This is a genomic window from uncultured Polaribacter sp. (genome assembly GCF_947503855.1).
GTDB lineage: Bacteria > Bacteroidota > Bacteroidia > Flavobacteriales > Flavobacteriaceae > Polaribacter.
The window spans coordinates 149,229-176,094 of record NZ_CANNFF010000003.1; the positions used below are offsets into that span (position 1 = coordinate 149,229).

25 protein-coding genes and 4 tRNA genes are annotated in these 26,866 nt (G+C 30.5%); 18 read left to right on the forward strand and 11 right to left on the reverse strand.

All coding sequences use genetic code 11. The features are described 5' to 3' along the window. Positions 1-166: 166 nt before the first annotated feature. A complete protein-coding gene (locus tag Q0662_RS03670; protein ID WP_298947250.1) occupies positions 167-2,902 on the reverse strand; it encodes a 2-oxoglutarate dehydrogenase E1 component in 2,736 nt (911 codons plus the stop codon). 181 nt (positions 2,903-3,083) lie between these two features. Between Q0662_RS03670 and Q0662_RS03675 the strand changes: the two genes are divergently transcribed. The 8 genes from Q0662_RS03675 (at position 3,084) to Q0662_RS12010 (ending at position 6,321) form a co-directional block, all read left to right on the forward strand. Further along, positions 3,084-3,157: transfer RNA gene (locus Q0662_RS03675), tRNA-Asn, on the forward strand. A 22-nt stretch (positions 3,158-3,179) separates the two neighbouring features. Continuing rightward, positions 3,180-3,251, forward strand: a tRNA-Gly gene (locus Q0662_RS03680). A 21-nt stretch (positions 3,252-3,272) separates the two neighbouring features. Next, a tRNA-Leu gene (locus tag Q0662_RS03685) sits at positions 3,273-3,358 on the forward strand. 359 nt (positions 3,359-3,717) lie between these two features. Beyond that, positions 3,718-4,494, forward strand: coding sequence for an alpha/beta fold hydrolase (locus tag Q0662_RS03690; protein WP_298947252.1), 777 nt, complete (start codon positions 3,718-3,720; stop codon positions 4,492-4,494). Positions 4,495-4,547: 53 nt separating this feature from the next. After that, entirely contained in the window at positions 4,548-5,003 is a 456-nt protein-coding gene (locus tag Q0662_RS03695) for a retropepsin-like aspartic protease (protein ID WP_298947254.1), read from the forward strand. 15 nt (positions 5,004-5,018) lie between these two features. Next, entirely contained in the window at positions 5,019-5,471 is a 453-nt protein-coding gene (locus Q0662_RS03700; RefSeq protein ID WP_298947257.1) for a GatB/YqeY domain-containing protein, read from the forward strand. Positions 5,472-5,527: 56 nt separating this feature from the next. Next, a tRNA-Arg gene (locus tag Q0662_RS03705) sits at positions 5,528-5,601 on the forward strand. Positions 5,602-6,126: 525 nt separating this feature from the next. Continuing rightward, positions 6,127-6,321 (forward strand): CBS domain-containing protein, encoded by a 195-nt coding sequence (locus tag Q0662_RS12010; RefSeq protein WP_367181280.1) that lies wholly within the window; start codon positions 6,127-6,129, stop codon positions 6,319-6,321. A 56-nt stretch (positions 6,322-6,377) separates the two neighbouring features. Here Q0662_RS12010 and Q0662_RS03715 read toward each other — a convergent pair whose 3' ends face one another. From Q0662_RS03715 to rpe, 3 genes are read right to left on the reverse strand one after another with little or no spacing between them, the layout of a single operon-like run. After that, entirely contained in the window at positions 6,378-7,658 is a 1,281-nt protein-coding gene (locus Q0662_RS03715; protein WP_298947259.1) for an FAD-dependent oxidoreductase, read from the reverse strand. Then, positions 7,639-9,024, reverse strand: a complete 1,386-nt coding sequence (locus Q0662_RS03720) for an exonuclease domain-containing protein (RefSeq protein ID WP_298947261.1) — start codon at positions 9,022-9,024, stop codon at positions 7,639-7,641. The genes Q0662_RS03715 and Q0662_RS03720 overlap by 20 nt, the downstream gene beginning before the upstream one ends. Beyond that, positions 9,025-9,681, reverse strand: a complete 657-nt coding sequence (gene rpe, locus Q0662_RS03725; protein WP_298947263.1) for a ribulose-phosphate 3-epimerase — start codon at positions 9,679-9,681, stop codon at positions 9,025-9,027. A 212-nt stretch (positions 9,682-9,893) separates the two neighbouring features. Here rpe and Q0662_RS03730 point away from each other — a divergent pair, with 212 nt between their 5' ends. From Q0662_RS03730 to Q0662_RS03755, 6 genes are all read left to right on the forward strand, one after another. Further along, entirely contained in the window at positions 9,894-10,238 is a 345-nt protein-coding gene (locus tag Q0662_RS03730; RefSeq protein ID WP_298947264.1) for a phage holin family protein, read from the forward strand. A gap of 110 nt (positions 10,239-10,348) precedes the next feature. Next, positions 10,349-11,671, forward strand: coding sequence for a trigger factor (gene tig / locus Q0662_RS03735; protein ID WP_298947266.1), 1,323 nt, complete (start codon positions 10,349-10,351; stop codon positions 11,669-11,671). A 155-nt stretch (positions 11,672-11,826) separates the two neighbouring features. Further along, positions 11,827-12,486, forward strand: coding sequence for an ATP-dependent Clp endopeptidase proteolytic subunit ClpP (clpP, locus tag Q0662_RS03740; protein WP_298947268.1), 660 nt, complete (start codon positions 11,827-11,829; stop codon positions 12,484-12,486). A gap of 94 nt (positions 12,487-12,580) precedes the next feature. Further along, complete coding sequence (gene clpX / locus Q0662_RS03745) at positions 12,581-13,819, forward strand: ATP-dependent Clp protease ATP-binding subunit ClpX (protein ID WP_298947270.1); 1,239 nt, start codon at positions 12,581-12,583, stop codon at positions 13,817-13,819. 247 nt (positions 13,820-14,066) lie between these two features. After that, the gene (gene dnaG, locus Q0662_RS03750) at positions 14,067-16,076 is read left to right on the forward strand and encodes a DNA primase (protein ID WP_298947272.1); all 2,010 of its coding nucleotides are present in this window, start codon (positions 14,067-14,069) and stop codon (positions 16,074-16,076) included. 101 nt (positions 16,077-16,177) lie between these two features. After that, the gene (locus Q0662_RS03755; protein WP_298947274.1) at positions 16,178-16,309 is read left to right on the forward strand and encodes a hypothetical protein; all 132 of its coding nucleotides are present in this window, start codon (positions 16,178-16,180) and stop codon (positions 16,307-16,309) included. A 53-nt stretch (positions 16,310-16,362) separates the two neighbouring features. On the opposite strand, the gene nadE is transcribed toward Q0662_RS03755, so the two are convergent. Continuing rightward, on the reverse strand, positions 16,363-17,151 hold the full coding sequence (gene nadE / locus Q0662_RS03760) for an NAD(+) synthase (protein WP_298947275.1): 789 nt from the start codon (positions 17,149-17,151) through the stop codon (positions 16,363-16,365). A 60-nt stretch (positions 17,152-17,211) separates the two neighbouring features. Here nadE and gldB point away from each other — a divergent pair, with 60 nt between their 5' ends. Together gldB and gldC are read left to right on the forward strand one after the other, a co-directional pair. Next, positions 17,212-18,171, forward strand: a complete 960-nt coding sequence (gldB, locus tag Q0662_RS03765; protein ID WP_298947277.1) for a gliding motility lipoprotein GldB — start codon at positions 17,212-17,214, stop codon at positions 18,169-18,171. Further along, the gene (gene gldC / locus Q0662_RS03770) at positions 18,171-18,506 is read left to right on the forward strand and encodes a gliding motility protein GldC (protein WP_298947279.1); all 336 of its coding nucleotides are present in this window, start codon (positions 18,171-18,173) and stop codon (positions 18,504-18,506) included. The genes gldB and gldC overlap by 1 nt, the downstream gene beginning before the upstream one ends. Positions 18,507-18,788: 282 nt before the next feature. Here gldC and nqrF read toward each other — a convergent pair whose 3' ends face one another. The 6 genes from nqrF to Q0662_RS03800 form a co-directional block, all read right to left on the reverse strand. Further along, entirely contained in the window at positions 18,789-20,099 is a 1,311-nt protein-coding gene (gene nqrF, locus Q0662_RS03775; protein ID WP_298947281.1) for an NADH:ubiquinone reductase (Na(+)-transporting) subunit F, read from the reverse strand. A 1-nt stretch (position 20,100) separates the two neighbouring features. Beyond that, positions 20,101-20,826: an NADH:ubiquinone reductase (Na(+)-transporting) subunit E gene (gene nqrE / locus Q0662_RS03780; protein ID WP_298947283.1), complete on the reverse strand. Its 726-nt coding sequence runs from the start codon at positions 20,824-20,826 to the stop codon at positions 20,101-20,103. A gap of 81 nt (positions 20,827-20,907) precedes the next feature. Continuing rightward, positions 20,908-21,552 (reverse strand): NADH:ubiquinone reductase (Na(+)-transporting) subunit D, encoded by a 645-nt coding sequence (locus Q0662_RS03785; protein ID WP_298947285.1) that lies wholly within the window; start codon positions 21,550-21,552, stop codon positions 20,908-20,910. 6 nt (positions 21,553-21,558) lie between these two features. Then, positions 21,559-22,347 (reverse strand): Na(+)-translocating NADH-quinone reductase subunit C, encoded by a 789-nt coding sequence (locus Q0662_RS03790; protein ID WP_298947287.1) that lies wholly within the window; start codon positions 22,345-22,347, stop codon positions 21,559-21,561. Positions 22,348-22,349: 2 nt separating this feature from the next. Then, entirely contained in the window at positions 22,350-23,549 is a 1,200-nt protein-coding gene (locus Q0662_RS03795; RefSeq protein WP_298947289.1) for an NADH:ubiquinone reductase (Na(+)-transporting) subunit B, read from the reverse strand. Between the two features lie 4 nt (positions 23,550-23,553). Next, positions 23,554-24,903 carry a Na(+)-translocating NADH-quinone reductase subunit A gene (locus Q0662_RS03800; RefSeq protein ID WP_298947291.1) on the reverse strand — a complete coding sequence of 450 codons (1,350 nt, stop codon included), beginning with the start codon at positions 24,901-24,903 and terminating at the stop codon, positions 23,554-23,556. A 204-nt stretch (positions 24,904-25,107) separates the two neighbouring features. Between Q0662_RS03800 and Q0662_RS03805 the strand changes: the two genes are divergently transcribed. Further along, positions 25,108-26,325, forward strand: a complete 1,218-nt coding sequence (locus tag Q0662_RS03805) for a DUF5103 domain-containing protein (RefSeq protein WP_298947293.1) — start codon at positions 25,108-25,110, stop codon at positions 26,323-26,325. A gap of 49 nt (positions 26,326-26,374) precedes the next feature. Beyond that, a complete protein-coding gene (gene apaG / locus Q0662_RS03810) occupies positions 26,375-26,761 on the forward strand; it encodes a Co2+/Mg2+ efflux protein ApaG (RefSeq protein ID WP_298947295.1) in 387 nt (128 codons plus the stop codon). The last annotated feature ends 105 nt before the right edge of the window (positions 26,762-26,866 follow it).

Sequence of the window (26,866 nt, forward strand, 5' to 3'; positions counted from 1 at the left end):
TCTTATTTTATTTTAATCTGAAATTCTTTTTTTATTTTTTGGGCGTTTAAACAGGCTTTCCACTGTATCTTTTTTTGCTTTTTTGTTCTCGATACAAAATTTCTGAAAAAGAAATTTCACTGGAACTGACAGCAAAAAAAGGATGTCGTTTCAATCCTTAACGCGCTTACTCTTTATCGTTAAAAACACTATCTATAACTGCTCTATGACGCTTTTTAAAACGTGTACTAGAACCTGCTGCGGGTACTGCATAGTATTTACGAGAGCATACATTTAGTTTTACCAAATCGAAACGCTCTAACATAAAACTCCAAGCTCCCATATTTCTAGGTTCTTCTTGTGCCCAAATATAATTTTCTACATTTGGATATCTGTCTATTACTTTTTGTATTTTATCTAAATGTAAAGGAAATAGTTGTTCTATTCTTACCAAAGCAACATCATCTCTATTTAGGTTTTCTCTTTCTTCTAATAAGTCATAATAGAATTTACCCATACAAAAAACTAATTTTTTTACATTTTTTGGGTTGATGGTATCATCTATTACTTCTTGGAATTCGCCAGTTGCTAAATCTTCTATAGTAGAAACTACTTTTGGATGACGTAACAAACTTTTTGGTGTAAACACAATTAATGGTTTTCTGTAATCGCGTTTCATTTGTCTGCGTAACAAATGATAAAAGTTTGCTGGTGTTGTACAGTTGGCAACTGTCATATTATCAATTGCACACAACTGTAAATAACGTTCTATTCTTGCAGATGAATGTTCAGAACCTTGCCCTTCGTAACCATGAGGTAAAAGCACTACAATTCCGTTTTGTAATTTCCATTTATCTTCTGCAGCAGAAATATATTGGTCAAACATAATTTGTGCACCGTTAGAAAAATCTCCAAATTGTGCTTCCCAAATGGTTAACGTATTTGGATTTCCCATGGCATAACCATAATCAAAACCTAACACTCCATATTCAGATAATAAAGAGTTATAAATGGTCATTTGACCTTTTGTATCTGGGTTTGTATTTAATAAATTAATTCTATCTTCGGTAATTTCATCACGTAAAATAGCGTGTCTGTGAGAAAAAGTACCTCTTTCTACATCTTGGCCAGAAATACGCACATTAAAACCTTCTTCCATTAAAGAACCATAAGCTAGGTTTTCTGCCATTCCCCAATCTAATTGATTGGTTTCGAATGCCATTTTTGCTCTTGTTTGTAAAATACGTTCTGCTTTTCTTACAAATTTAACGCCTTCTGGAACTGTAGAAACTACTTTAGCAATGTGCTTTAACCTGTCTGATTTGTATTTTGTATCTACAGGCTGTAACATAGTGGCTAATTGTTCACGCTCAAAACCTTCCCAAGTAGATTTCATAAACTCTTTTACTTTAGAGTTTTTATCTTCTTTAGATAAATCGAATTGCGTGTTAAGCATTTCTTTAAATTCAGTAGTAATTGTATTTAGATAATCTTTATCTATACAACCTTCTTTTAACAATGTTTCTGCATAAATATCTTTTACATTTTTATGTTTAGATATTGCTTTGTATAATTTTGGTTGTGTAAAACGAGGTTCATCACCTTCGTTATGGCCATATTTTCTGTATCCTAATAAGTCTATAAAAATATCGGTTTTAAATTTCATTCTAAACTCTAATGCCATTTGCATTGCGTGGCATACAGCTTCAGTATCGTCTGCATTTACATGTAAAACTGGCGATAATGTAACTTTACCAACATCTGTACAATAGGTACTAGAACGTGCATCTAAATAATTGGTAGTAAACCCAACTTGGTTGTTTACAACGATATGAATTGTTCCTCCTGTTTTATAGCCATTCAATTTTGCCATTTGTACTACTTCATATGCAATACCTTGGCCTGCAATTGCTGCATCACCATGAATTACAATGGGTAATATTTTACTAGAATCTCCATTATATTTTCTATCTATTTTTGCTCTAGTAATACCTTCTGCAACTGCTGCAACAGTTTCTAGATGAGATGGATTTGGAACTAAGTTCATCTTAATTTCATTGCCATCTCTGTAGGTTTTACTTAACGTTAAGCCTAAATGGTATTTTACATCACCATCAATGTCATCATCTTCAAAATCTTTTCCTTCAAACTCGCTAAATAAATCTCTTACCGGTTTTTTAAAGATGTTTACTAAGGTATTTAAACGACCTCTGTGTGCCATCCCTAAAACACATTCTTTAACTCCGTGGTTTTCTGCAGCTTCTCTTAAAGCTACACTGATTCCTGGTATTAAGGCCTCACCACCTTCTAAAGAGAAACGTTTTTGGCCTACATATTTTGTTTGTAAAAAACTCTCGAAAGTAACTGCTTGGTTTAGTTTAGAAAGTATATATTTTTTAGAATCTTGAGAGTAATTAGGATGATTATCATTTTCGTTTAAACGACTTTGCCACCATTTTAATTTCTCTGGATTACGCATATACATATACTCTACCCCAATAGAATCGCAATAAATAGTTTTTAGGTGACTTATAATTTTAGAAAGCTTTACCCTTCCTAACCCTAACACATCTCCAGCAGAGAATTCTTTATCTAAATCTTTTTCAGTTAAACCGAAATTTTCGATATCTAAAACTGGTTGATACTGTCTTCTTTCTCTAACCGGGTTTGTTTTTGTAAACAAATGCCCTCTTGTTCTGTAACCATTGATTAGGTCTACAACTAAAAACTCTTTTTTTACTTCTTGTGGTACTTCTATTGAAGTTTCTTCATCAGAAAGAGAATAATTTTCATTTGCTAAATCATATCCTTGAAAAAAACTTCTCCAGCTAGGTTCAACAGAATCTGGGTTTATTAAATATTGATCGTATAAATCTGCTATAAAGCCTGTATGCGCTGCGTTTAAAAACGAAAATTTATCCATATAATAGTTTGTGCTATCTTTTTAGCTAATTGTGAAGACAAAAATACAATATTTGAGATAAAAGAAATAATTTTTTTTAGTTATAAAAAAAGTGAAAAAAATAATTTTTTTTTACTTTTTATTTGGTGATATATTAAAAAGATATATATTTGCACTCGCTAAACACAAATGTGAAGCAAACTCCTCTTTAGCTCAGTTGGTTAGAGCATCTGACTGTTAATCAGAGGGTCCTTGGTTCGAGCCCAAGAAGAGGAGCAAGTTCATAATAACATTGACTGCGAAAGTAGCTCAGGGGTAGAGCATCACCTTGCCAAGGTGAGGGTCGCGGGTTCAAATCCCGTCTTTCGCTCTATTATGAAATAATACCAATGCTGAAGTGGTGGAATTGGTAGACACGCTGGACTTAAAATCCAGTGAGCAGTAATGCTCGTATGGGTTCAAGTCCCATCTTCAGTACAAAAACCGAGACATATGTCTCGGTTTTTTTATTTAGGTAAAACTTTTTTATCACTAATCGTTTACTCTTTTTAAAAACTATTATTCGTAATCTAAGATTGTTTTCAAAGTATTTTTTCAAAGTTTGAACTTCGATTTTCTGCGTATACTTTGTCTTATATTTTTAATATCGCCCAGAACGTTTGCAATATTATTCAATGTATATTATATACATCTGTAAAAATGGGAAATATGATTATTTATTACATTTCTGTTTTTTCTTGCTTTTAACCAGACTATACTAGCTAGTAAATTTGGTGGTCGAGTTATTATTTAGAATCCTTAAAAATCATTAGTTTCGTGCTAATTAATTTTTACAAATGATTTATTTACCAATCTTGTTTATAATTGCTTTTTGTATTTTGTTTTATTTCTTTCAAGAGAAATTTATTTTTTTAAATGGTAAAAAACTAAACAAAAATTATCAATATCAGTTTCTATATTCATTTAAAGAATTATTTATTAAAGCTAAAGATAATACTCTAATTAATGCAGTACATTTTAAACTAGAAAATCCTAAAGGAATCATTCTTTTTTGTCATGGTAATAAAGGTAATTTAACAAAATGGGGTAACAGAGTTTCTTATCTTTTAGACTACAATTATGAAGTAATTCTTTTTGATTATAGAAATTATGGTAAAAGCGTTGGTGCTTTTAATGAACAAAAAATGTATCAAGATGCCATGCAAGTGTATCAATATGTCAACACAATGTATAGTGAAGACAAAATTGTAGTTTACGGTTATTCCATAGGTTGTACTTTTGCTACTAAAATTGCAGAAAAGTACAAACCCAAACATCTTGTTTTAGAATCTCCATTTTATAGTTTAAAAAAAGCAGTACAAAAGGCCTTTTTTTTAGCACCAACTTTTTTATTAAAATATAAATTTAAAACACATACCTTTTTTAAAAATGTACAAGTACCAATATGCATTTTTCAAGGCAAAAAAGATCGTGTTACACCTATTAAAGGTGCAAAAAAACTATTTCAATTAAATAACAATCCTGTAAATAGTTTTATCACTTTACAAGAAGCTACACATCATAATATTAGAACCTTTAAATTGTACAAACAAAAACTACAAGAAATTTTGTAGGTTGGTATTTTCTAAATCTATTAAATCTTATTTTTGAGACCTTAAAAATTTTTATGAAACGTTTAAAAAAAATCTTAACAAAGAAAAAATACATTAAAATAAAATTAAAAAAAATTGCCACCAACCATTTAGAATTAAAAGCTAAAATTAATGGTGTAAAAGGTCGTTTTATTTTAGATACAGGTGCCTCTAATTCTTGTGTTGGTTTAAAATCGATTGAACACTTTAATTTAGAAACAGAAGAAAGTGATACCAAAGCTGCAGGTGCAGGAGCAACTGATATGGAAACACTAATATCCACAAAAAATCAACTTAAAATAGACAAATGGCAAACTAATACTTTTAATTTGGTTTTGTTTGATTTATCGCATGTAAATACAGCATTATTACAACACAATGCCAAAGAAGTTACAGGTATTATTGGGGCAGATATTTTACAGAAAGGAAAAGCAATAATAGATTATAATAAAAACGTTTTATACCTTAAAAAGGTAAATAAAAACAAATAACTAAAACAATAGAATATGAGTTTACAAAAAGAGGTAATGAACAAGATGAAACAAGCTATGAAAGCAAAAGACACAGTTGCTTTACAAGCTTTAAGAGCTGTAAAATCTGCTTTTTTATTAGCCAAAACAGAAACAGGTTCTCAAGAAGAATTAACAGAAGACCAAGAGCTAAAAATTATACAAAAGCAAGTAAAACAACGTAAAGATAGTGCTACCATCTTTTTAAAAGAAGGTAGAGAAGATTTAGCTGCACCTGAATTGGCGGAAATTGCCATTTTAGAACAGTTTTTACCAGAAGCCTTAACAGAAGCCGAAATAGAAGGTGTTGTAATTGCAACCATAGACAATTTAAATGCTTCTGGAATGCAAGATATGGGTAAAGTAATGAAAGTAGTACAAAAGGCGTTAGCAGGACAAGCAGAAGGAAAAATAATTTCTACATTGGTTAGAAAACATTTAATGAAATAATTTTATTACCAAATTGTTATCTTTAGCCCAAGTTAAAGATTATTTAAATTAAAAAAGGCTCCATAGTTCAACTGAATAGAATATCAGATTTCGGCTCTGAGGGTTGCAGGTTTGAATCCTGCTGGAGTCACTTTTTATTCTCAAGAATAATTTTTTATTCTTGGGAATATTTTTTTGTACTATATTTTAGATAGTCAAAAATCTAAGGATAGAATATAATTTAAATCTTCAATAAAGTTAGAAGAGTCAACAGTGGAGGTCACAAATAAGAAAAACTACTATTTAAAATAAAGTTTATCTATATTTTAAATAGTAGTTTTTTTCTACATAATTCTATAAAAAATACCAAAAAATTGTTGTTTATTACTGATAAAAATCATCTTTTAATTTGATAGTTTTCCTGAAATTTGATTTATAATTCTAAATAAAAAAATCATGAAAAAACGAACACCAATATCATCTATAATGACAACCAAGGTTATAGTTACATGTTTCTGATACTTTAGAAAAAGCAGAAAAACTTTTCAAAAAAAATAAAATTAGGCACATACCTGTAGTTAGAAATAAAGAAATTTTAGGGATACTAAGCTATACAGATATTTTAAGAATTAGTTTTGCAGATATTTCAGATGATGAAAATAATGTAGACACCTTCGTGTATGATATATTTACCATTAAACAAGTAATGGCTAAAAATGTAACTGTTGTAGATCCAGATGCTACCATAAAAGAGGTGTCTAAATTGTTAGCAGCAAAAGAATTTCATGCACTACCTGTTGCTAAAAATGGCGAGTTAGTTGGTATTATAACAACCACAGATTTAATAAATTTTTTAGTACAACAATTATAGTTTTTAGTTAGTAATAGTAGTTTAAAAAGGGGCTTTTGTTAAAAGAGCCTATTTTTTTATTGATACTCAGATGTTAACTCATCTACAATTAAACCATCTTCTAAGGCTTGTACAACCCCTAATGCAGCTCTTTCACCAGAAATCATAGCTGCGTTTAAAGACCCATTTAACAATTGATCTCCTGCCAAAAATATGGTAGATTTTAACTTGGTTTCAGAACTCGAAATTTCGTATTGCAAATTGCTTAATTGGGGTAAGGCTTTTTTAATATGATAGTGTTTTAAAAGCCTTTTAACCTCTATTCCACAAAGAATTTTTAAATCTTCTGTAACCTTTAATATCAAGTCTAATTCAGATAATTTATGTTCTTTTACTACAGTTACAGAAAGTAATTCTACAGTGCCTTTAGATTTTGTAGCAACACTTGTATGATAAAAAATATTATTAATCAAAGCATCACCATCTGCAATTAAACCAATTAAAGGTTTATGTATTGCTTTGTTTCTAGTTTCAAAATAGAACGTATGGCAACTTTTCCAGTTGGTTTCTTGATTGTTTAAATTTGATATGAATGCACTGGCTTCTGTTGCAATTATACTTATATGGGTTTGAATTTCGTGTGCATCGTCTAAAATAATTTTAGAATCTAAAACTTCTTTTACATTTGTATTAAAAATAAAAGTGGTGTTTTGTAGCTTGTCTTTTAGTTGATTAGAGATCGCTTGTATACCACCTTTTGGCAATACAGCTTTTCCTTCGCCAAACATTTTATACACAAATTCAAACATTCTACTAGAGGTGTTTAGTTTTTCTTCTAAGAAAATTCCACTAAAAAAAGGTTTGAAAAAGTTAGAGATAATATCTTTAGAAAAACCAAAATCTTGTAAATATTTAAGTGTTGTTTTTTCTTCTTCATTAAAAATGCTAGCTATCTTTTTCTTTTTTAATAGCCTATTTAATTGAAAAATTTTTCGCTTATCAGAAAAGTTTCCTATAGATGATACTATTGTAGGAAATAACAAAGAAAAATTACGCAAAGGATCTCCAATAGTTTGCGTTTTACCATTTTTAAAAATTGTGGCTCCTGGTAATAATTCTTGTAAATCTAACGCTTTATAATCTAAATATTTTTGTGCTGCGGGATAAGAAGATAACAACACCTGAAAACCATGATCTAAAATATAATCGTCTACAATATCTGATTTTACACGTCCACCAACTGTAGCACTAGCTTCTATAATTGTTGGGTGATAACCATGATTTTCTAAAACTTGTGCTGCAATTAAACCACTAATTCCTGCACCAATAATATGTATCTTATATGCTGATTTTTCCATTTTCTAAGTCTTTTAAACCTTCTTTTTTTTGTAAATAAGAAGTTAATATTTTTTGCACATCTTTGTTATCTCTTTTGGGTTGTATGTAAAATTGATAATCTTCTGGGTTTTGTAGTTGCGCATCTAGTTCCTTATCAATATATCCAAAACCTTGGTAAACCCCTTCTAAAATTAAAGCAAAACCAATTTCGTTTGCAAACCTCCCCGTTTCTTTTATCACAATATTTTCTAATGCTACGCTAACAGATTGTATCGCCTTTAAAACCCTTTTGTTATATTCTCTAACAGGTTCTTTGTTACAACAAATACCTTTACATTCTTTAATTTGATGATGAAAACATTGCTTTACATTGGTTTGTAAATGACAATATTTTGGGCATAAAGTAAATTCTTTACAAATTTTTTCTAGAAAAACTCTACAAGCAGCCAAAGTGTAAAATGTTGTTATCGAATTTGAAACTAATTTAATTTTATTAAATGCTAAATGGATAATTCCCTTTTGATCTTCATAAGAAAATATACCAAAAGCGGCATTATTATTTTTTTGAGAGCGATTGTATTTTGGGTATTTGTTTTTTATTTCTGAAGATTCTAATAACAACGCCAATAATTCGCTACCAGTTTCTGAATAAGAAATATGTGCAATTTCCATACACATTGCTTGTTCTTTTTTCTTTTTGTCATAAAAATGGCTAATAACTCTTTGTTTAATATTGTTGGCCTTACCAACATAAATAATTTCTTTAGCTGTATTTTTAAAATAATAAACTCCAAAAGTTTCGGGTAAATTATCTACTGTTTTTTTATCTAAAAGTGGTGGTAAAGTAGCTTGTCTAGAACGTGGATTTAAAAAAGAATTGATGATAAAATGTTGGTCTCTTTTAATCAATCTTCTAAATAATTCTACAGTAGCTTCTGCATCGCCTTTTGCTCTGTGTCTGCCATTAATTGGAATATTTTCTCCAGAACAAATATTACCCAAGCTATAAGAAGGTAAGCCAGGAATAATTTTTCTTGTTAACCGCACTGTACATAGTTTTTTACGTTTCCAATCGAAGCCTAAACTTTTAAACTCGTCTCTTATGATATTGTAATCGAAATTAACATTGTGGGCAACAAAAATTAAATCTTGCGTAATTTCTTCTACCTTTTGTGCAATTTCATAAAATTTGGGTGCGTTTCTAACCATAGCATTAGCAATGCCTGTTAGATTTGTAATAAAAGCTGGAATGTTTTGCTCTGGGTTTACCAGAGTTGTCAACTCATTTACTATTTTTTCGCCATTAAAAACCAGCACAGAAATTTCTGTAATTTTTTGACCTTTAGGGCCATTTCCTGTAGTTTCTATGTCGACAACCGCATACAATTATGCTATAATATTTTTTAAATCGGCAATAGTTTCTGTTGGGTTTTCTGCTTTAAAAACATAACTACCAGCCACCAAAACATTGGCACCAACTTCTATTAATTGGTTTGCATTTTTATTGGTAACACCGCCATCAATTTCTATTTGGCAATTAGAGGCTGTAAACTCTATTAAATGTCTTAACTGACTAACTTTTTTGTAAGTATTTTCAATAAAAGATTGTCCTCCAAACCCAGGATTTACACTCATAATACACACCAAATCTAAGTCTGAAATAATATCTTCTAAAACAGCTATCGGTGTGTGGGGGTTTAAAGCAACACCCGCTTTCATACCCGCTGCTTTTATGGCTTGTACTGTTCTGTGTAAATGTGTGCAAGCTTCATAGTGTACTGTTAGAATATTGGCACCTAAATCTGCAAATGTTTGTATGTATTGATCTGGATTTACAATCATTAAATGCACGTCTATTGTTTTTTTAGCATGTTTGGTTATGGCTTTTAAAACAGGCATACCAAAAGAAATGTTTGGTACAAAAACGCCATCCATAATATCTATATGAAACCAATCTGCTTCACTATTATTAACCATTTCTATGTCGCGTTGTAAGTTGGCAAAGTCTGCTGCTAAAACTGAAGGTGCAAGTATATTACTCATTATTTTATTTTGTTTTTACAAAGATAGTAAGAAAGCTCTACTTTTATAACAAACAACATGTTTAAAAGTGATTTAAATTGTAGTAAAAAAGTTTCAGTAATTAACTTTTTTAAAAAATTAAGAATCCTTTACAGGAAAAAACCTGCCAAAAAAGCAGTTTTTTTTATTTGGTACGTTTTTAGCTAATTAATTATCAAATAAATACCTGTAAAATGAAAACATTTTTAAAAATATTATTAACGGCTGTAGCAGTAATTGTTTTGGCTAATATTTTACCTGGGGTAGCTATATCTGGTTACATATCTGCAATAATTGTAGCCTTTGTAATTGCTTTGTTAAATATGTTTGTAAGACCACTGTTAATCTTTTTTACACTACCTGCAACCCTAGTAACCTTTGGGTTATTTATATTTGTAATAAATGCAGTAATTATATTATTGGCAGATAAATTAGTAGATGGCTTTGCTGTTTCAGGCTTTTGGGCAGCATTATTTTTTAGTATTTTATTGTCATTTTTTAGATCTGCATTATTTTCTTTACTAAAAGATGATAAATAACAACTCGATTAATAAAATAATCACTGAAATAGAACCACTTAAACATTTGTGCAATCAATTAAAAAGCGTAATTTTGCACTCGATTTTTTAAAGAATAAGAGCATAAAGAAATGAATATTACTAAAGAAAACATAGATGCGTTAAACGCAGTGGTAAAAGTTGATATTGTTGCAGAAGACTATCAAGAAAAAGTAGCAAAAGTATTAACAGATTATCGTAAAAAAGCAGACATACCTGGTTTTAGAAAAGGCCATGTACCTATGGGTATGGTTAAAAAACAGTATGGTAAATCTGTATTGGTAGATGAAGTAAATAAACTTTTACAAGATTCTTTAAATAAATTTATAACAGAAGAAAAATTAGACATTTTAGGAAACCCTTTACCAAGAGTAAAAGAAGATTTTAACTGGGATGCAGACAACTTTTCTTTTGAGTTCGAATTAGGTTTAGTGCCAGAATTTGATGTAGATTTAAAACCAAAAAAGAAAGTAACAGCTTACAATATTATAGCTACAGAAGATCTTTTAGACGAAGAAGTTAAAAATATACAAACACGTTATGGCAAAATGAGTTCTATAGAAGCAGCTACAGAACATGCAAACGTAACAGGTACATTTGTTAACGAAGAAAAAGAAATCAATAAAAAATCTACCTTTTTAGTAAACGACCTAAAAGGAAAGAAAAACGAGAAAAAAGTTATTGGTGCTAAAGTAGGTGATGTAATTGAGTTAGAAACTAAGAAATTATTTGAAGACGAAAATAAATTACAACACATTTTAGGCATTGCAGAAGAAGACGTTAAAGATTTAGCTATTAAAGTTACGTTTACGGTAGAAGAAATTACCAAAACAGAACCAGCAGATTTAGATCAAGAATTATTTGATAAATTATTTCCTGATGGAAGCGTAAAAACGGCAACTGAATTAAGAGATAAAATTAAAGAAGACGCAGAAAAACAATTCACACAACAAGGAGATCAATATTTATTAAATGCCATCACAGAGCATTTAGTAGAAAATACAAAATTTGATTTACCAGCAGAATTTTTACAAAAATGGTTAGCAACTGCAGGAGAAAAAGAATTAACTGCAGAAGAAGCAAAAGAAGAGTTCGATAAATCTGAAAAAGGATTACGTTATCAATTAATTGAAGGAAAAATCATGAAAGATAACGACATTAAAATAGACTATGCAGAGTTAGTAGACTATGCAAAAGGATTTATTAGAACACAAATGGCACAGTTTGGTAACATGAATCCAGAAGAAAAAGAATTAGATGATATTGCTGGTAGAATATTGCAAAACCAAGAAGAAGCTCAAAAATTACAATCTCAATTAATCAGTCAAAAATTACTGGCTTTTTATAAAGAAAACATGAGCTTTAAAACCAAAGAACTTTCTTACGAAGACTTTATTAAAGAAGTATACAAATAAACTATCTTTATTTGATATGCTGAATTTGCTTTAGAAGCAAAGTAAAATAGAAAACCTGAATTGTAAAATTCAGGTTTTTTTAGCCATAAAAACTAAGAAAAAAATAAGAAAAATGTTCTTATCTTTACAAAACAAACACTAAAAGAATCAAGATAATGGATTACGGAAAAGAATTCGAAAAATACGCAACAAAACACCATGGTATCAGCAGTACAAGCTACACAAAAATTACAAGTAGCTTAACACCATATATTATGGAAGAGCGCCAAATGAATATTACACAAATGGATGTTTTTTCTCGTTTAATGATGGATAGAATTATCTTTTTAGGAACAGGAATTAACGACCAAGTTGCTAATATTATACAAGCACAATTATTATTTTTAGAAAGTGTAGATGCTAATAAAGACATTTCTATCTACATCAACTCTCCAGGTGGAGGCGTATATGCCGGTTTAGGTATTTACGATACCATGCAATTTATAAAACCAGATGTAGCTACTATCTGTACAGGTATGGCTGCGTCTATGGGTGCCGTTTTAATGTGTGCAGGAGAAAAAGGAAAGCGTTCTGCTTTACCACACTCTAGAATTATGATTCACCAACCATTAGGAGGCGCACAAGGACAAGCATCAGACATCGAAATTACAGCGAGAGAAATCTTAAAATTAAAAGACGAATTATACGCTATCATAGCAAATCATTCTGGCCAAACCGTAGAAAAAGTACATAATGATTCTGACAGAGACTACTGGATGAAAGCAGAAGAAGCAAAAGCTTACGGAATGATTGATGAAGTATTAGCCAGAAAATAAAAAGCTATAAGCTAAAAGCCATATGCAATTTGCTTAAATAATTATAAAAAGCATTTTGCGTAAAGTATATAGCCTATTGCCTAAAGCCAATTAAATGTCAAAAGAAGAAAACTTAGAATGTTCGTTTTGCGGACGCAAAAAAGCAGAAACAGATTTGCTTATTGCTGGAGTGGATGCCCATATATGCGATAAATGTATAGAGCAAGCTCATGGTATTGTAGAAGAAGAAATTTCTGAGGCAAAATCAAGTAGTTTATCAAAAGATTTAACACTAAAAAAGCCTAAAGAAATTAAAGACTTTTTAGATAAATACATCATTGGTCAAAACGAAACCAAAAGAACCATGTCTGTAGCTGTATACAATCACTATAAAAGATTGTTACAAACCAAAGACAATGAAGACGAGGTAGAAATAGAAAAATCGAATGTTGTTTTAGTAGGAGAAACAGGAACAGGTAAAACATTAGTAGCAAAAACCATTGCAAAAATGTTAAACGTACCATTTTCTATTGTAGATGCAACAGTATTAACACAAGCAGGTTATGTTGGCGAAGATGTAGAAAGCATTTTAAGCAGGTTGTTACAAACTGCAGATTACGATGTAGAAAAAGCCCAAAGAGGTATCGTATTTATAGACGAAATAGATAAAATTGCCCGAAAAGGAGACAATCCATCTATCACAAGAGACGTTTCAGGAGAAGGTGTGCAGCAAGCCTTACTAAAATTATTAGAAGGTACAGTTGTAAATGTAGCACCAAAAGGAGGTAGAAAACACCCCGAACAAAAATTTATAGAAGTAGATACCAAAGAAATCCTATTTATTGCAGGTGGCGCTTTTTCTGGAATCGAAAGAATTATTAGCAAACGTTTAAACATGCAAGCTGTTGGTTTTGGAGCCTCTTTAGATGAAGACAAAGTAGACGAAGAAAATTTATTGCAATACATCATACCATCAGACCTAAAAGCATTTGGTTTAATACCAGAAATTATTGGGCGCTTACCAGTGTTAAGTCATATGAATCCTTTAGATGCCAAAACACTAAGAGCAATTTTAACAGAGCCCAAAAACGCTATAATTAAACAATATGAAAAACTGTTTATTATAGACGATGTTGCGTTTACTATATCAGATGACGCTTTAAATTATATCGTAGAGAAAGCAGTAGAGTACAAGTTAGGTGCAAGAGGTTTACGCTCTTTATGCGAAGCTATTTTTACAGACGCTATGTTCGATTTACCAAGTTCTGACGAAAAAGAATTAAGCGTAACCAAAGAATATGCAGCAGCAAAATTAACCAACACAACTTTAAAAAAGCTTAAGGCAGCTTCATAATTTTTTTGGCGTTCCCTTTCAGGTCAGGCTTTCGCACTCGCTTTTTTTTGTAGAAAAAACAAAAAAGAGCTCAAACAATTGCTCAATCCTTAACGCGTATTGCTAACTTAAAAAAGGAAGTTCGTTAAAACAATAATTAGAAAAAAACCTTACAGATTTTTTAAACCTGTAAGGTTTTTTTAACCAACCAAACAAATAGAAAAACAAAGTCCTTATATTTGTTTCACATTAAAAATTAAAACTTTAAATGATATCCAGAAGTACCATAGACCGTGTTTTCGAATCTGCAAGAGTAGAAGAGGTTATCGGTGAATTTGTACAACTAAAAAAAGCGGGTAGTAATTTTAAAGGTTTAAGTCCTTTTGTAGACGAAAAATCACCTTCATTTATGGTCTCTCCAGTAAAACAAATCTGGAAAGATTTCTCTACAGGAAAAGGAGGTAATGCCATTTCATTTTTAATGGAACATGAGCATTACACCTACCCAGAAGCCATAAAATGGTTGGCAAAAAAGTATAATATAGAAATAGAAGAAACTGAGCAAACATCAGAAGAAAAAGCTCAGATGAACGAAAGAGAAAGTATGTTTTTGGTATCTAAATTTGCCAAAGATTACTTTTATGAAACCATGCTTAATACCCATAAAGGTAAAGCAATTGGACTTTCTTACTTTAAAGAAAGAGGTTTTAGAGACGATACTATAAAAACTTTTGAACTGGGTTATTGTTTAGATGAATGGAGTGGTTTTACAGACGCAGCCATAGCAAAAGGTTACGATATTAAATACTTAGCCTCCACAGGTTTAACCATTGTAAAAGAAAACAAACAATTCGATCGTTTTAAGGGTAGAGTTATGTTTCCTATACATTCTATGTCTGGTCGTATTTTAGGTTTTGGAGGTCGTATTTTAACTGCTGATAAAAAAGCAGCTAAATATCTAAACTCACCAGAAAGTGATATTTACCATAAAAGCAAAATTTTATATGGTATTTATCAGGCAAAAAAAGAAATAGCCAAACAAGATAATTGTTATCTGGTAGAAGGCTATACAGATGTAATTTCTTTTCATCAATCTGGTATAGAAAACGTAGTAGCTTCTTCTGGTACAGCCTTAACATCAGACCAAATACGTTTGGTAAACAGGTTAACAAAAAATATTACTGTTTTATTTGATGGAGATGCAGCTGGTATTAGAGCTTCCATACGTGGTATCGATTTAATACTAGAACAAGGCATGAATGTAAAAGTGGTGCAATTTCCAGATGGAGAAGATCCAGATAGTTTTGCCAAAGCACATTCAACAGAACAACTAAAAGCGCACTTAGATAATAATTCTCAAGATTTTATCAATTTTAAAGTATCTCTTTTATTACAAGATTCTAAAAATGATCCTATAAAAAAAGCAAGTGTAATAAGAGAAATTGTAACAAGTATTTCTAAAATACCAGATGGAATAAAAAGAGAAATTTATGTACAAGAATGTGCTAGAATTATGGATATTTCTGAGCGTGTTTTATTTAGCGAATTGGCACAAATACTTAAAAAAGAGATTCAAGAAAAAAGTAAAAGTGCTAAAAAACAAAATTTTAAAACAAAGCAGCAAGACCCTAATGAGCCACCCCCAGAATATTTTTTAGAACAAGAACAAGCACAAATGGGCTTAGTAAAAGGTGGTTTTGCTTCTCAAAAAATAGATCAGTTAGCTATTTTAGAAAAAGAAATTATAAGAATATTATTATTATTTGGTAATGAAGTTACAGAGTTTTCTGAAGAAATAGAAAATGAAGACGAAGATGGTAAAATAACCACCACTATTAGAAAATATAATAACAATGTTTCTGCAGAAATTTATGTGCATTTACAGGATGATGAAATAGAATTTACAAATTCTGTATTTCAAGAAATATATACAGAAATTATTCATCAATTAAATCAATTTGAAAAATTAGAAATAGATGCTTTGGTTAACCATAAAAATGTAGAAATTTCTGAAACAGTTACTTCTATTTTAATGGATGAAGAAAAACATCAATTAAGTAATTGGGAAAGTAAAAACATAGAGGTGAAGTCTGAAAAAGAAGTGTTGCCAAAATTAGTTAGTGATGCTGTTTTTAATTTAAGAAGAGTTTTAATTGGTAAAAAAATAGAAGAATTACTTAAAGAATCTACAGAAAAACAAATCATAGATTTAGAAACTATAAAAGGCTATACAGGTTTAAAGATTAGACTTTTTGAGAAATTAAATAGAGTTGTATAACTATGATATTATTGTTTATTAAATTCTAAAAATAGGTATTTTCTGATAGTTTTATATAAAATAGAAATATTTGTATATTGCAGAAAGAAAAAAAATAACCTATGAAAAGAATTTTATTACTACTAAAAATTATTCAATTATTTATTTTATTACCTTTTGAAATTTCTAAAGGCTCTAAAAAAAGAACCCACATGAGGATTAAAAAAATGATGATGGCAGCAAACTTACTATAAAACCATTTTAAAAAATTTGAAAAAAAGCCATCAAATATTTGATAGCTTTTTTTTTATTTTAAAGCTTGTGGAATTTCGCAAACAGGAATAGGTACCATTTTATGTTGGTTAATGCGATTCAATCTTTCGTAAATGGTGTACACTTCTTGTTCTCTTCCTTTAAAATTAGCAGCAGTTTTTCCAGCATCTTGCATTTTCATAGCCCATTCTAATTCGTCATATGAAGCGCCAATTTGGTCTTCATCTGTTCTACTATCTCCAAACAAGCCATCTGTAGGTTGTGCTTTTTGTATAGAGGTTGGCACCTTTAAATAGGCTGCTAATTCATAAACTTCAGATTTTAATAAATCTGCAATAGGACTAACATCTACACCACCATCACCATACTTGGTATAAAAACCTACACCAAAATCTTCTACTTTATTTCCTGTTCCTGCAACTATATAATTGTTTAATCCTGCTAAATAGTATAAAGTGGTCATTCTTAACCTTGCTCTTGTATTGGCTAAAGATAAGTCTACTTTAGCAGAAGCAGTTACTTGAGGTACAGCGTTTTTAAAATCTTCAAATGTAGAAGTTAAATCTACTCTAGTTTTAGTAACATTTTTAAAGTGTTCTTTTAATTGTTTTATGTGCTCTTCTGCTCTGCTAACTTGACTTTCTGCTTGGTGTATAGGCATTTCTACACACAACGTTGGCAATCCCGTTTTTGCACATAAAGTAGAGGTTAAAGCAGAATCTATTCCACCAGAAACACCCACAACAAAACCCTTTACTTTTGCATTTTCTGCATATGTTTTTAACCAATTTATAATATGACTTGCTACTTTTTCTGTATTCATGTAATAAACTAATTTAGTATTTTTATCGTTTTAACTTTAAAACAACAATATACAAAGTTTATGAGATTTTTTCTAATTGGTTTGATGGTTTTATTTGGGTTTTCTGCATGTACTGAGACTAAAAAACATAAAATTGATGTTTCTAAGGTGAATATAGATTTTACCATAGAAAGATTTGAGGAAGATTTTTATATGGCTACAGAAAGTCAGCTTCCTGATTTAAAGGAAAAATATCCTTACTTTTTTCCACCTCAAATAACAGATAGTGTTTCTTTAGCTAAAATATATAATAAAGATGAACAAGAGTTATTTGCAGAAACTCAGAAGATATATAAGGATTTTACGGAGTACAAATTGCAGTTAACGAATCTGTTTAAACATATAAAATACTATAAACCAAAGTTTAGAGCTCCAAAAGTAATAACAATGCTTACCAATATAGATTATGCAAGTAGGGTAATTTATGCAGATAGTTTGTTAATTGTTTCTTTAGATGTTTATTTGGGAAAAAATCATCCTTTCTATAAAGATTATCCCAAGTATATAAAAGAAAACAATTCAAAAGAACATTTAATTATAGATGTTGCTACAGAGATTGTAAAAAAACAAATACCACCATCTAACAATAGAAGTTTTGTAAATAAAATGATTTTTGAAGGAAAAAAAATGTATTTGTTAGACGCTTATTTACCCTTAGTATCAGACAAAGAAAAAATTGGTTTTGCAGAAGATAAATTGGCTTGGGCAAAAGCAAATGAAGAGCAAATTTGGAGTTATTTTGTAGAAAAGAATTTGCTTTTTAGCACAGATACAAAATTAAATAGTCGTTTTTTAGACGTAGCACCTTTTTCTAAGTTTTATATGGAGCAAGATAATTTATCTCCTGGTAGAATTGGTGTTTGGGTAGGATGGCAAATTGTTCGTTCTTATATGCAGCATAATGATGTATCTTTGCAAGAATTAATAAATACAAACGAATTAGATTTATATAAAAAATCTAAATATAAGCCTAAAAGATAATGTCAGTAAAACATCATTCAGAAATTAAATTTAAAGTTGGTTTAGACGAAAATAAAGTGCCAGAAGAAATTGCTTGGTCTGCAAAAGACGGAGGTATAGATAATGAAGCCTCTAAAGCAATAATGTTATCTGTTTGGGATCATAAAAAGAAAGATACTCTACGTATGGATTTATGGACAAAAGATATGCCTGTAGATGAAATGAAGCAATTTTATCATCAAACCTTAGTGTCTATGGCAGATACTTTTGAACGTGCTACAGATGATCAGAAAATGAGCGCGACAATGAAAGATTTTTGTGATTACTTTGCAGAAAAATTAGAGTTAAAAAAGTAAAATATTAATTAACATAAGTTAGATTATGTTCCCAATGTGATGTATTATTCTAAGTTGTTTGAATATGAAAATAACCACGCAAAATATCATTTAGAAACATATTTAATGTTTTAAAAGAGAACTCTTTTTTAAGTAAAGTTTTTTCTACTTGGTAAAGTCTAAAATATAAAAATCATTGATAAACACGCTATAGATGTGTCATCTATCGAAAGATTTAAAAAATAAAAAAACCGATTCATTTCTGAATCGGTTTATTTAAAAATTTATGAAATTTTTATTGGTTTATCCACCAAAGTCATCAAAGCGAATATTCTCATCTGCAATACCAAAATCTTCTCCCATTTTCTGAACAGCCTTATTCATTAATGGTGGTCCACAGAAATACAATTCGATGTCTTCTGGTGCTTCATGATGATTTAAATAATTTTCGATTACACAATTATGAATAAAACCAACAAAACCATCACCTTCTTCATCGTTAATATCTTTTTTAACTTTCCAGTTATCTGACTCTAAAGGTTCAGATAATGCCAAGTAGAATTTAAAATTAGGGAAATCTTTTTCTAAGGCTCTAAAGTGTTCTATGTAAAATAACTCTGCTTTAGAACGACCACCGTACCAATATGTTACTTTTCTACCTGTTTTTAGAGTTCTAAATAATTGGTATAAGTGAGAACGCATTGGTGCCATACCTGCTCCACCTCCAACATACAACATTTCTGCTTCAGATTCATTAATAAAGAACTCTCCATAAGGACCAGAAATTACACATTTATCTCCTTTTTTCAAATTGAAAATATACGAAGAAGCAACACCTGGGTTTACATCCATCCAACCACCTTTGGCTCTGTCAAAAGGAGGAGTTGCAATACGTACATTTAACATAATCTCTCTACCTTCTGCTGGGTAAGAAGCCATTGAATAGGCTCTTTCAACAGTTTCGGTATTTTTCATTACAAGGGGTCTTAAATTAAATTTATCCCATTCTGCTTCAAATTTATCTGCAGTGTCATGCTCTTCTGGATGAGCAGTAATGTCCATATCAGAAAACTTTACTTCACAAGGAGGAATTTCTATTTGAATATATCCACCAGCTTTGTAACCCATATCTTCTGGAATTTCTACCACAAATTCTTTAATAAAAGAAGCTACGTTATAATTTCTAACTACTACAGCATCCCATTTCTTAATACCAAAAACTTCTTCTGGTATAGAAATGTTCATGTCTTGTTTTACTTTTACCTGGCAAGCTAAACGAGCTCCATCCTTTAACTCTTTTCTAGAAAAGTGTGGTACTTCTGTTGGTAAAGCTTCTCCTCCACCTTCTGTAACATGGCATTCACATTGTATGCAAGTACCTCCACCACCACAAGCAGATGGTAAAAAGATTTTGTTACTACCTAAAGTAGATAATAAAGAGTCTCCAGAAGCTACTTCTATTTCTCTTTCTCCATTAATCATAATCTTTACGGGACCAGATGGAGATAATTTTTGTTTTACGACTAATAATAGAGTTATTAATAATAAAGCTATTATTAAAAATGCGACCACTGTTGCTATAACAGTTCCTGTTGTGCCTGCTGCTAATATCATATTATTGTATGGTTTTCGTATTCTTTGCTATTTCTTCTTTTTGTGCTTCTTCTACGTCTACTTTTTTAAGAGTTGTTTCTATTTTTGTAGCTGGTTTTTCTTCTTCATCTCCCCCAGTTAACATGCCTCCAAAACTTAAAAAACCAATTCCCATTAAACCTGTTATTATAAACGTAATTCCTAAACCTCTTAATGCAGGTGGTACACTTGAATATCTAATTTTTTCGCGAATAGCTGCAATTGCTAAAATTGCTAAAAACCATCCTATTCCTGATGAGATACCATAGTTAAAAGCTAAACCTAAAGAAGGTATTTCACGAGATTGCATAAATAAACTTCCTCCTAAAATTGCACAGTTTACAGCGATTAATGGTAAGAAAATCCCTAATGAATTGTATAATGATGGGGAGAATTTCTCAACAATTATTTCTACCAATTGTACCATGGTTGCAATGGTTGCAATAAACATGATAAATGATAAGAAACCTAAGTCATAATCTGCATATTCTGGTCCTAACCAAACTAAAGCACCTGGTTGTAATAAATATTGATCTAACAGCCAGTTTAAAGGTACTGTAATAGCCAAAACAAATATTACTGCAGCTCCTAAACCTACTGCTGTAGATACTTTTTTTGATACTGCTAGGTATGAACACATTCCTAGGAATACTGCAAATACCATGTTATCTATAAAGATAGATTTGAAAAATAATTCTATATGTTCCATATTTTTTAGTGTTTAGTGTTTAGTTTTTGGTTTTTAGTAGATACAAGTATCAAGAAAAACCCGGTAACTAATAACTAATTTTTAATCTTCAATTAATGCTTTGTTTCTACTACGTTGTACCCAGATAATTAGACCTACAATAATTAGTGCCATTGGTGGCATTAACATGAATCCGTTATTTTCATAACCTGTAGCGTACAAACCTGTTTTTTCAATTGGGTCTCCTAAAACTGGAATACCAAATAAAGTACCAGAACCTAATAATTCTCTAAAGAAACCAACAATTAATAAAATTACTGCATATCCTAATGCGTTTCCGATTCCATCTAAAAAAGATTTCCAAGGACCATTACCTAATGCAAAAGCCTCAAAACGGCCCATTATGATACAGTTTGTAATAATTAGACCAATAAAAACAGATAATGTTTTACTGAGTTCATAAGCAAATGCTTTAAGTACTTGATCTACTATAATTACTAAAGAGGCAACTACAATAAGTTGTACAATAATTCTAATTTTAGAGGGTATAATGTTTCTCATTAAAGAAATTACCACATTACCAACACCAAGAACAAATAATACAGCAATCCCCATTACTAAAGAGGCTTTTAATTCTGCTGTTATTGCTAATGCAGAACAAATACCTAATACTTGTATCGTAATTGGGTTATTATCTGCTAATGGATCTGTAATTAACTTTGCGTCTTTTTTTGAAAGTAGTCCCATTGTGTTTTATTTTTTTAAGTTTTTGAAGTATGGTAAATACAACTTTAAATCTTTTTTTATCATTGCAGAAACACCATCACCTGTAATTGTAGCACCTGCTAATGCATCTACTTCATAATCGTCTTTATCTTCGTTTTTAGGATCATTATTACCTTTAGCAACTGTAATTCCTTTAAATACACCTGCTTCTGTTAATAATTTTTCTCCATAAAAATCATCCATAAAATAACGTTGTTTAATGTTTGCTCCAAGGCCTGGTGTTTCACCAGCATGATCAAAAAATACTCCTTTAATAATCATATCTGTATCTAAAGCTACATAACCCCAAATTGCATCCCAAAGACCATTTCCTCTAATTGGCGCAACATAAACAGTGTTACCTTCTTGTTGACCTTTAAATAAAGGTAAAAAACGAGATTTACCATTTTTTGCTCTGGTTTGCTGCTTTTTAATATCAATTAAATAAGGTTCTTTATTGTTGTTTGCTGCCATAAATTCATCACGGTTCATTTCTTTTAAAATTTTACCGTCTTTGACTTCTAAAACAATTTGTTCAGAAATTTTTGTTGAAAATGCTTCTGCAACTTTTTCTGTTGATATAAATGTAATACTTCCTTCTTCATTTTCATTTACACCCATAGCGTACAAAATATTTTGTTGCTTTTCCATTCTTTCATTTTCCTTAATATTAGGTTTTAATGAAGAAGCTGTAAATGCTAATAATGACCCTACAACAATTACCATTACAATGGCAAATATTATTGTATAACTATTGCTATCTGTTTTGTTACTCATAATTAAGCAGTTTTAGCTTTTAAACGTTTCATTCTTCTCTTAACATTGCCTTGTACTACATAGTGGTCTATGGTTGGTGCAAAAACATTCATTAATAATATTGCTAAGAATACTCCTTCTGGATATGCTGGATTAAAGACACGAATCATTATTGATAAGAAACCGATAAGGAAACCGTAAATCCATTTTCCTTTGTTAGTTTGCGATGCAGTTACAGGATCTGTAGCCATATATACAGCACCAAATGCCAAACCACCAATCATTAAGTGTTCCCAAAATGGTGTGTTCATTAATCCGTAAAACTTACTAGATTCTGTAATAATATCTGCTGCTACAACTTGGTTAAATATTAAACCCATAACAGCTGCACCCATAAAAGTTGATACAATAATTCTCCAACTTCCTATTTTTGTAAATATTAAAAAAGCGGCTCCTAAAAGAATTAGCAATGTTGATGTTTCCCCTACAGAACCTGGTATAAAGCCCATAAATTTATCCCAATTAGAATAAATTACTTCTTGTCCTTGTGCGTAGCTACCTAAAATGGTTTCACCAGAAATTGCATCAGCAGTTCCAGCTCTTTCTACTGCATCATATACCCAAACTTTGTCTCCAGACATCCACGTTGGGTATGCAAAGAATAAAAATGCTCTAATAGTTAATGCTGGGTTTAAGATATTCATACCTGTACCACCAAAAACCTCTTTACCAATTACTACACCAAATACAACTGCTACTGATAGCATCCAAAGTGGTGTATCTACAGGTACAATTAAGGGTACTAACATACCTGTTACAAGGTATCCTTCTTCTACTTCGTGCCCTTTTATAACTGCAAAAATAAATTCTACAATCAATCCAACTCCGTAAGAAACAATTACAAGTGGCAATACTTTAATTATCCCAATCCAAAGGTTATCAAACGTAAAAAAGTTTGCTAGAACATTTGTTCTAAGTGATGGATCTATAGCTGCATAATGTTGGTAACCAGCATTAAACATACCAAAAATTAATATAGGAATTAAAGCCGTAATTACTGTATTCATCGTACGCTTTAAATCGTCTGCTGCTTTGATATGAGTTCCTCCATGAGTAACTTCATTTGGTAAGTATAAAAAAGTATGGATTGCGTTAAACGCAGGTGCCATTTTTGTACCTTTATACTTTTCTTTTAAATTGTGTAAGTTTTGTTTTAAGCCCATAATCTTATCCTAATTCTTCTCTCATTAAATCTAAACCTTCACGAATTATTTTTTGGTGAGGTTGTTTAGATACACAAATAAATTCTGTTAATGCAAAGTCTTCTGGGGCTACTTCGTAACCACCTAAAGCTTCCATTTCGTCTAAATCTTTATACATAAATGCTTTTAATAATTGCATTGGATATATGTCTAAAGGAAATACCTGTTCATAAGAACCTGTAACCACAAATGCTCTATGTTCTCCATTTGTGTTCGTATTTAAATCATACTTTTTATTAGGCGTTAACCAAGAAAAAGTTAATGCTCTAGAGGTAGATACTTTATCAAAAACAGGTTTATTCCATCCGAAAAATTCGTAATCATCTCCTTCTGGAATTGCTGTTATTTGATTGTCATAATACCCTAAAAATTCGTCTTCTTTAACTTCTTTTCCTGTTAAAACGTTTCCACTAATAATTCTAGTGTTATCGTTATTTAGGTTATTTTTTGTAATATCTGCAATACTTGCCCCAGCAATTGCAGTTACATATTGTGGATTTTTAAATTGAGAACCTGTTAAAGCAACTATTCTTGCTAAATTTAACTTACCTGTTAAAAACAATTCACCTATAACCACTAAATCTTGTGGTGTAACAATCCAAACCACTTCCCCTTTATTTATAGGGTCTATTTTAGCTATTTGTGTACCCACATTACCTGATGGATGTGGTCCAGAAACTTTATGCAATTCTACACCATTTAAACTTGCCAATGGCGAGTTTGAATTAGCACCAACAGAAACATGTACTTTACCTTCTGTTAATTTTGATATTGCTGAAATTGCTGCTTGCAATTCTGCTTCTTTACCAGCCAAAGTATAGTCTAAATCTGCTGCTAACGGTGCACTTGCATAGGCAGATACAAATATAGCTTTTGGTGCCTGATTTGGATTGGCAACAATGTCGTAAGGACGTTGCTTTATAAATGGCCAGCAACCAGCTTCAAATAAATAATTTTTTACTTCATCCGCAGACATTTCGCTTGCGTTTTTAGTACCAAAATCTTTATAAGATTGTGTTGCATCTGCAGCTATTTTTACTGCTAACACTTTTCTTCTTGCTCCACGAATAACCTCTGTAACTTTACCAGAAACAGGACTTGGAAATAAAATACGATCATCACTTTTTAAATGAAAAAGTGCTTCTCCTGCTTTTACTTCTGTACCTTCTTTGGCTGTTAATTTGGGTATTATTCCGTGAAAATCTTCTGGCTTAACTGCATAAACACTACTTTGATTACTAATCTTAGTTGTTTTTTCTGCAATGCCAACAAGCTTAATATCTAAGCCTTTTTTAATACGAATGTCTTTTGACATAGTAAATTGGAATATTTAGTTATCTAAAAAAATCATGCAAATTTAAAGATTTTGGAAATGAAGAGTCATATAATTGGATGATAATATTGCTAAAATAATCTTATTTATAATAATTCTAAATAAATGATTTAAAGAAAAGCTTATCGTAATTAATTTTTGGCTTAAAAATTGATTTTTATGGTAAATGATTGATACTTTTGCGATATGTATAAAAAGAGAATACTTTATTTTTTTTTAATTTTTGTTAGTTTTTTACAAGCTCAAAATATTAAAACTATTCAACTACGATCTTTACAGGAAAATAATTTTTCTGCAATCGTTCCTTTAGGTACTGCTTTAGTCTTATCTTTTGATGATTTGGGTGCTGATAGTAAAGAGTATCAATACAAAATAGAGCACATGACACATGATTGGCAAAAAAGCAGATTGCTTTCTAGCCAATACATAAATGGTTTTGACCAAAATTACATTAATAATGTAACCAATTCTTTTAATACGTTTCAAAGTTACAGTCATTATGAGGTTAAAATACCCAATGTAAATACGGTTATTACTAAAAGTGGTAATTATTTATTATCTGTTATAGATGCTTCTAATGAAGTAGTTTTTACAAGACGTTTTGTACTTTATGAAGATTTAACAACCATTGGAGTTTCTGTAGGTAGAAGCAGAAATACCAAAACAGTAAACACGCAGCAAACCATTCAGTTTTCTGTAAATCACCCAAACATTCAAATTAACAATCCTGGTTTAGAAATAAACGTGGCTATCATAAAAAATAATAACTGGAACGAAACCATTTCCAATCTACAGCCTACTTTTTTTAAACCAAATCAGCTATTATATACTTACACCAACAAAACAAATTTTTGGGGTGATAATGAATATTTAAATTTTGATAGTAAAATTATTAGAAACAAAAGTTTAAACATTGTAAAAATTACAAAAGATGATGTTTTTAATCATTATTTATATCCACATGTGTATAATGAGTTTTTAGAATATACCTACAACCCAGATATCAATGGGCAATTTGTGATACGAACTTTAGAAGGTAATGATAATGATACAGAAGCAGATTATGCCTTAATGCATTTTACTTTACAAGTAGACGAAATGTTTACAGAAAAAGAAGTGTATGTGTATGGTGCTTTTAATGATTTTTCAATTTCTGATACAAACAGAATGTATTTTAACCCGAATACAAATACATACAATGCTTCTATTCTTTTAAAACAGGGATTTTACAACTATACTTATGCAACAATTGGTGCAGATGGTTTGGTGAACACACATCAAATTAACGGTTCTTTCTTTGAAACAGAAAACCAATACACTGTAATTACCTACTACAAACCTTTTGGTAGTTTGTATGACAGAGTTATAGGTGTAGGCAGTGGTTTTTTTAATCAAAATAGATAGCCCCTATTTTATTTGCAAAAACAAATCAAAAAAGGTACATTTACTCTGTATGATTCAGCAAATTACAAAAGGCATTAAAATTTCTGTTGAAACTAATTATAAAGGTACCAGTTTTAAAAGCAAAAAACGATATCATATTTTTAGTTATAAAATTACCATAGAAAATAATAGCCAACACACCGTTAAACTTACAGATCGTTTTTGGAAAATTTACGATTCTTTAAATCTCACAGAAATTGTAAGTGGAGAAGGTGTTGTTGGGCAAACCCCTACCTTAAAACCAAATGACAAATACACTTATAATTCTGGATGCTTTTTAGCATCTAATACAGGCGCTATGAGAGGTTTTTACACCATGATTAATTTAGATGATTATCAACAATTTAAAGTTTATATACCAACGTTTCAACTAACAACACCTGACTTATTAAACTAACAAAATCTAAAAATAAGGTTGCTAAAATTAAAGATCCATCGTGTTTAAATTGTGGTCATCCATTTTTTGGACAAGAAAAATTTTGCCCAGAATGTGGGCAGGCAA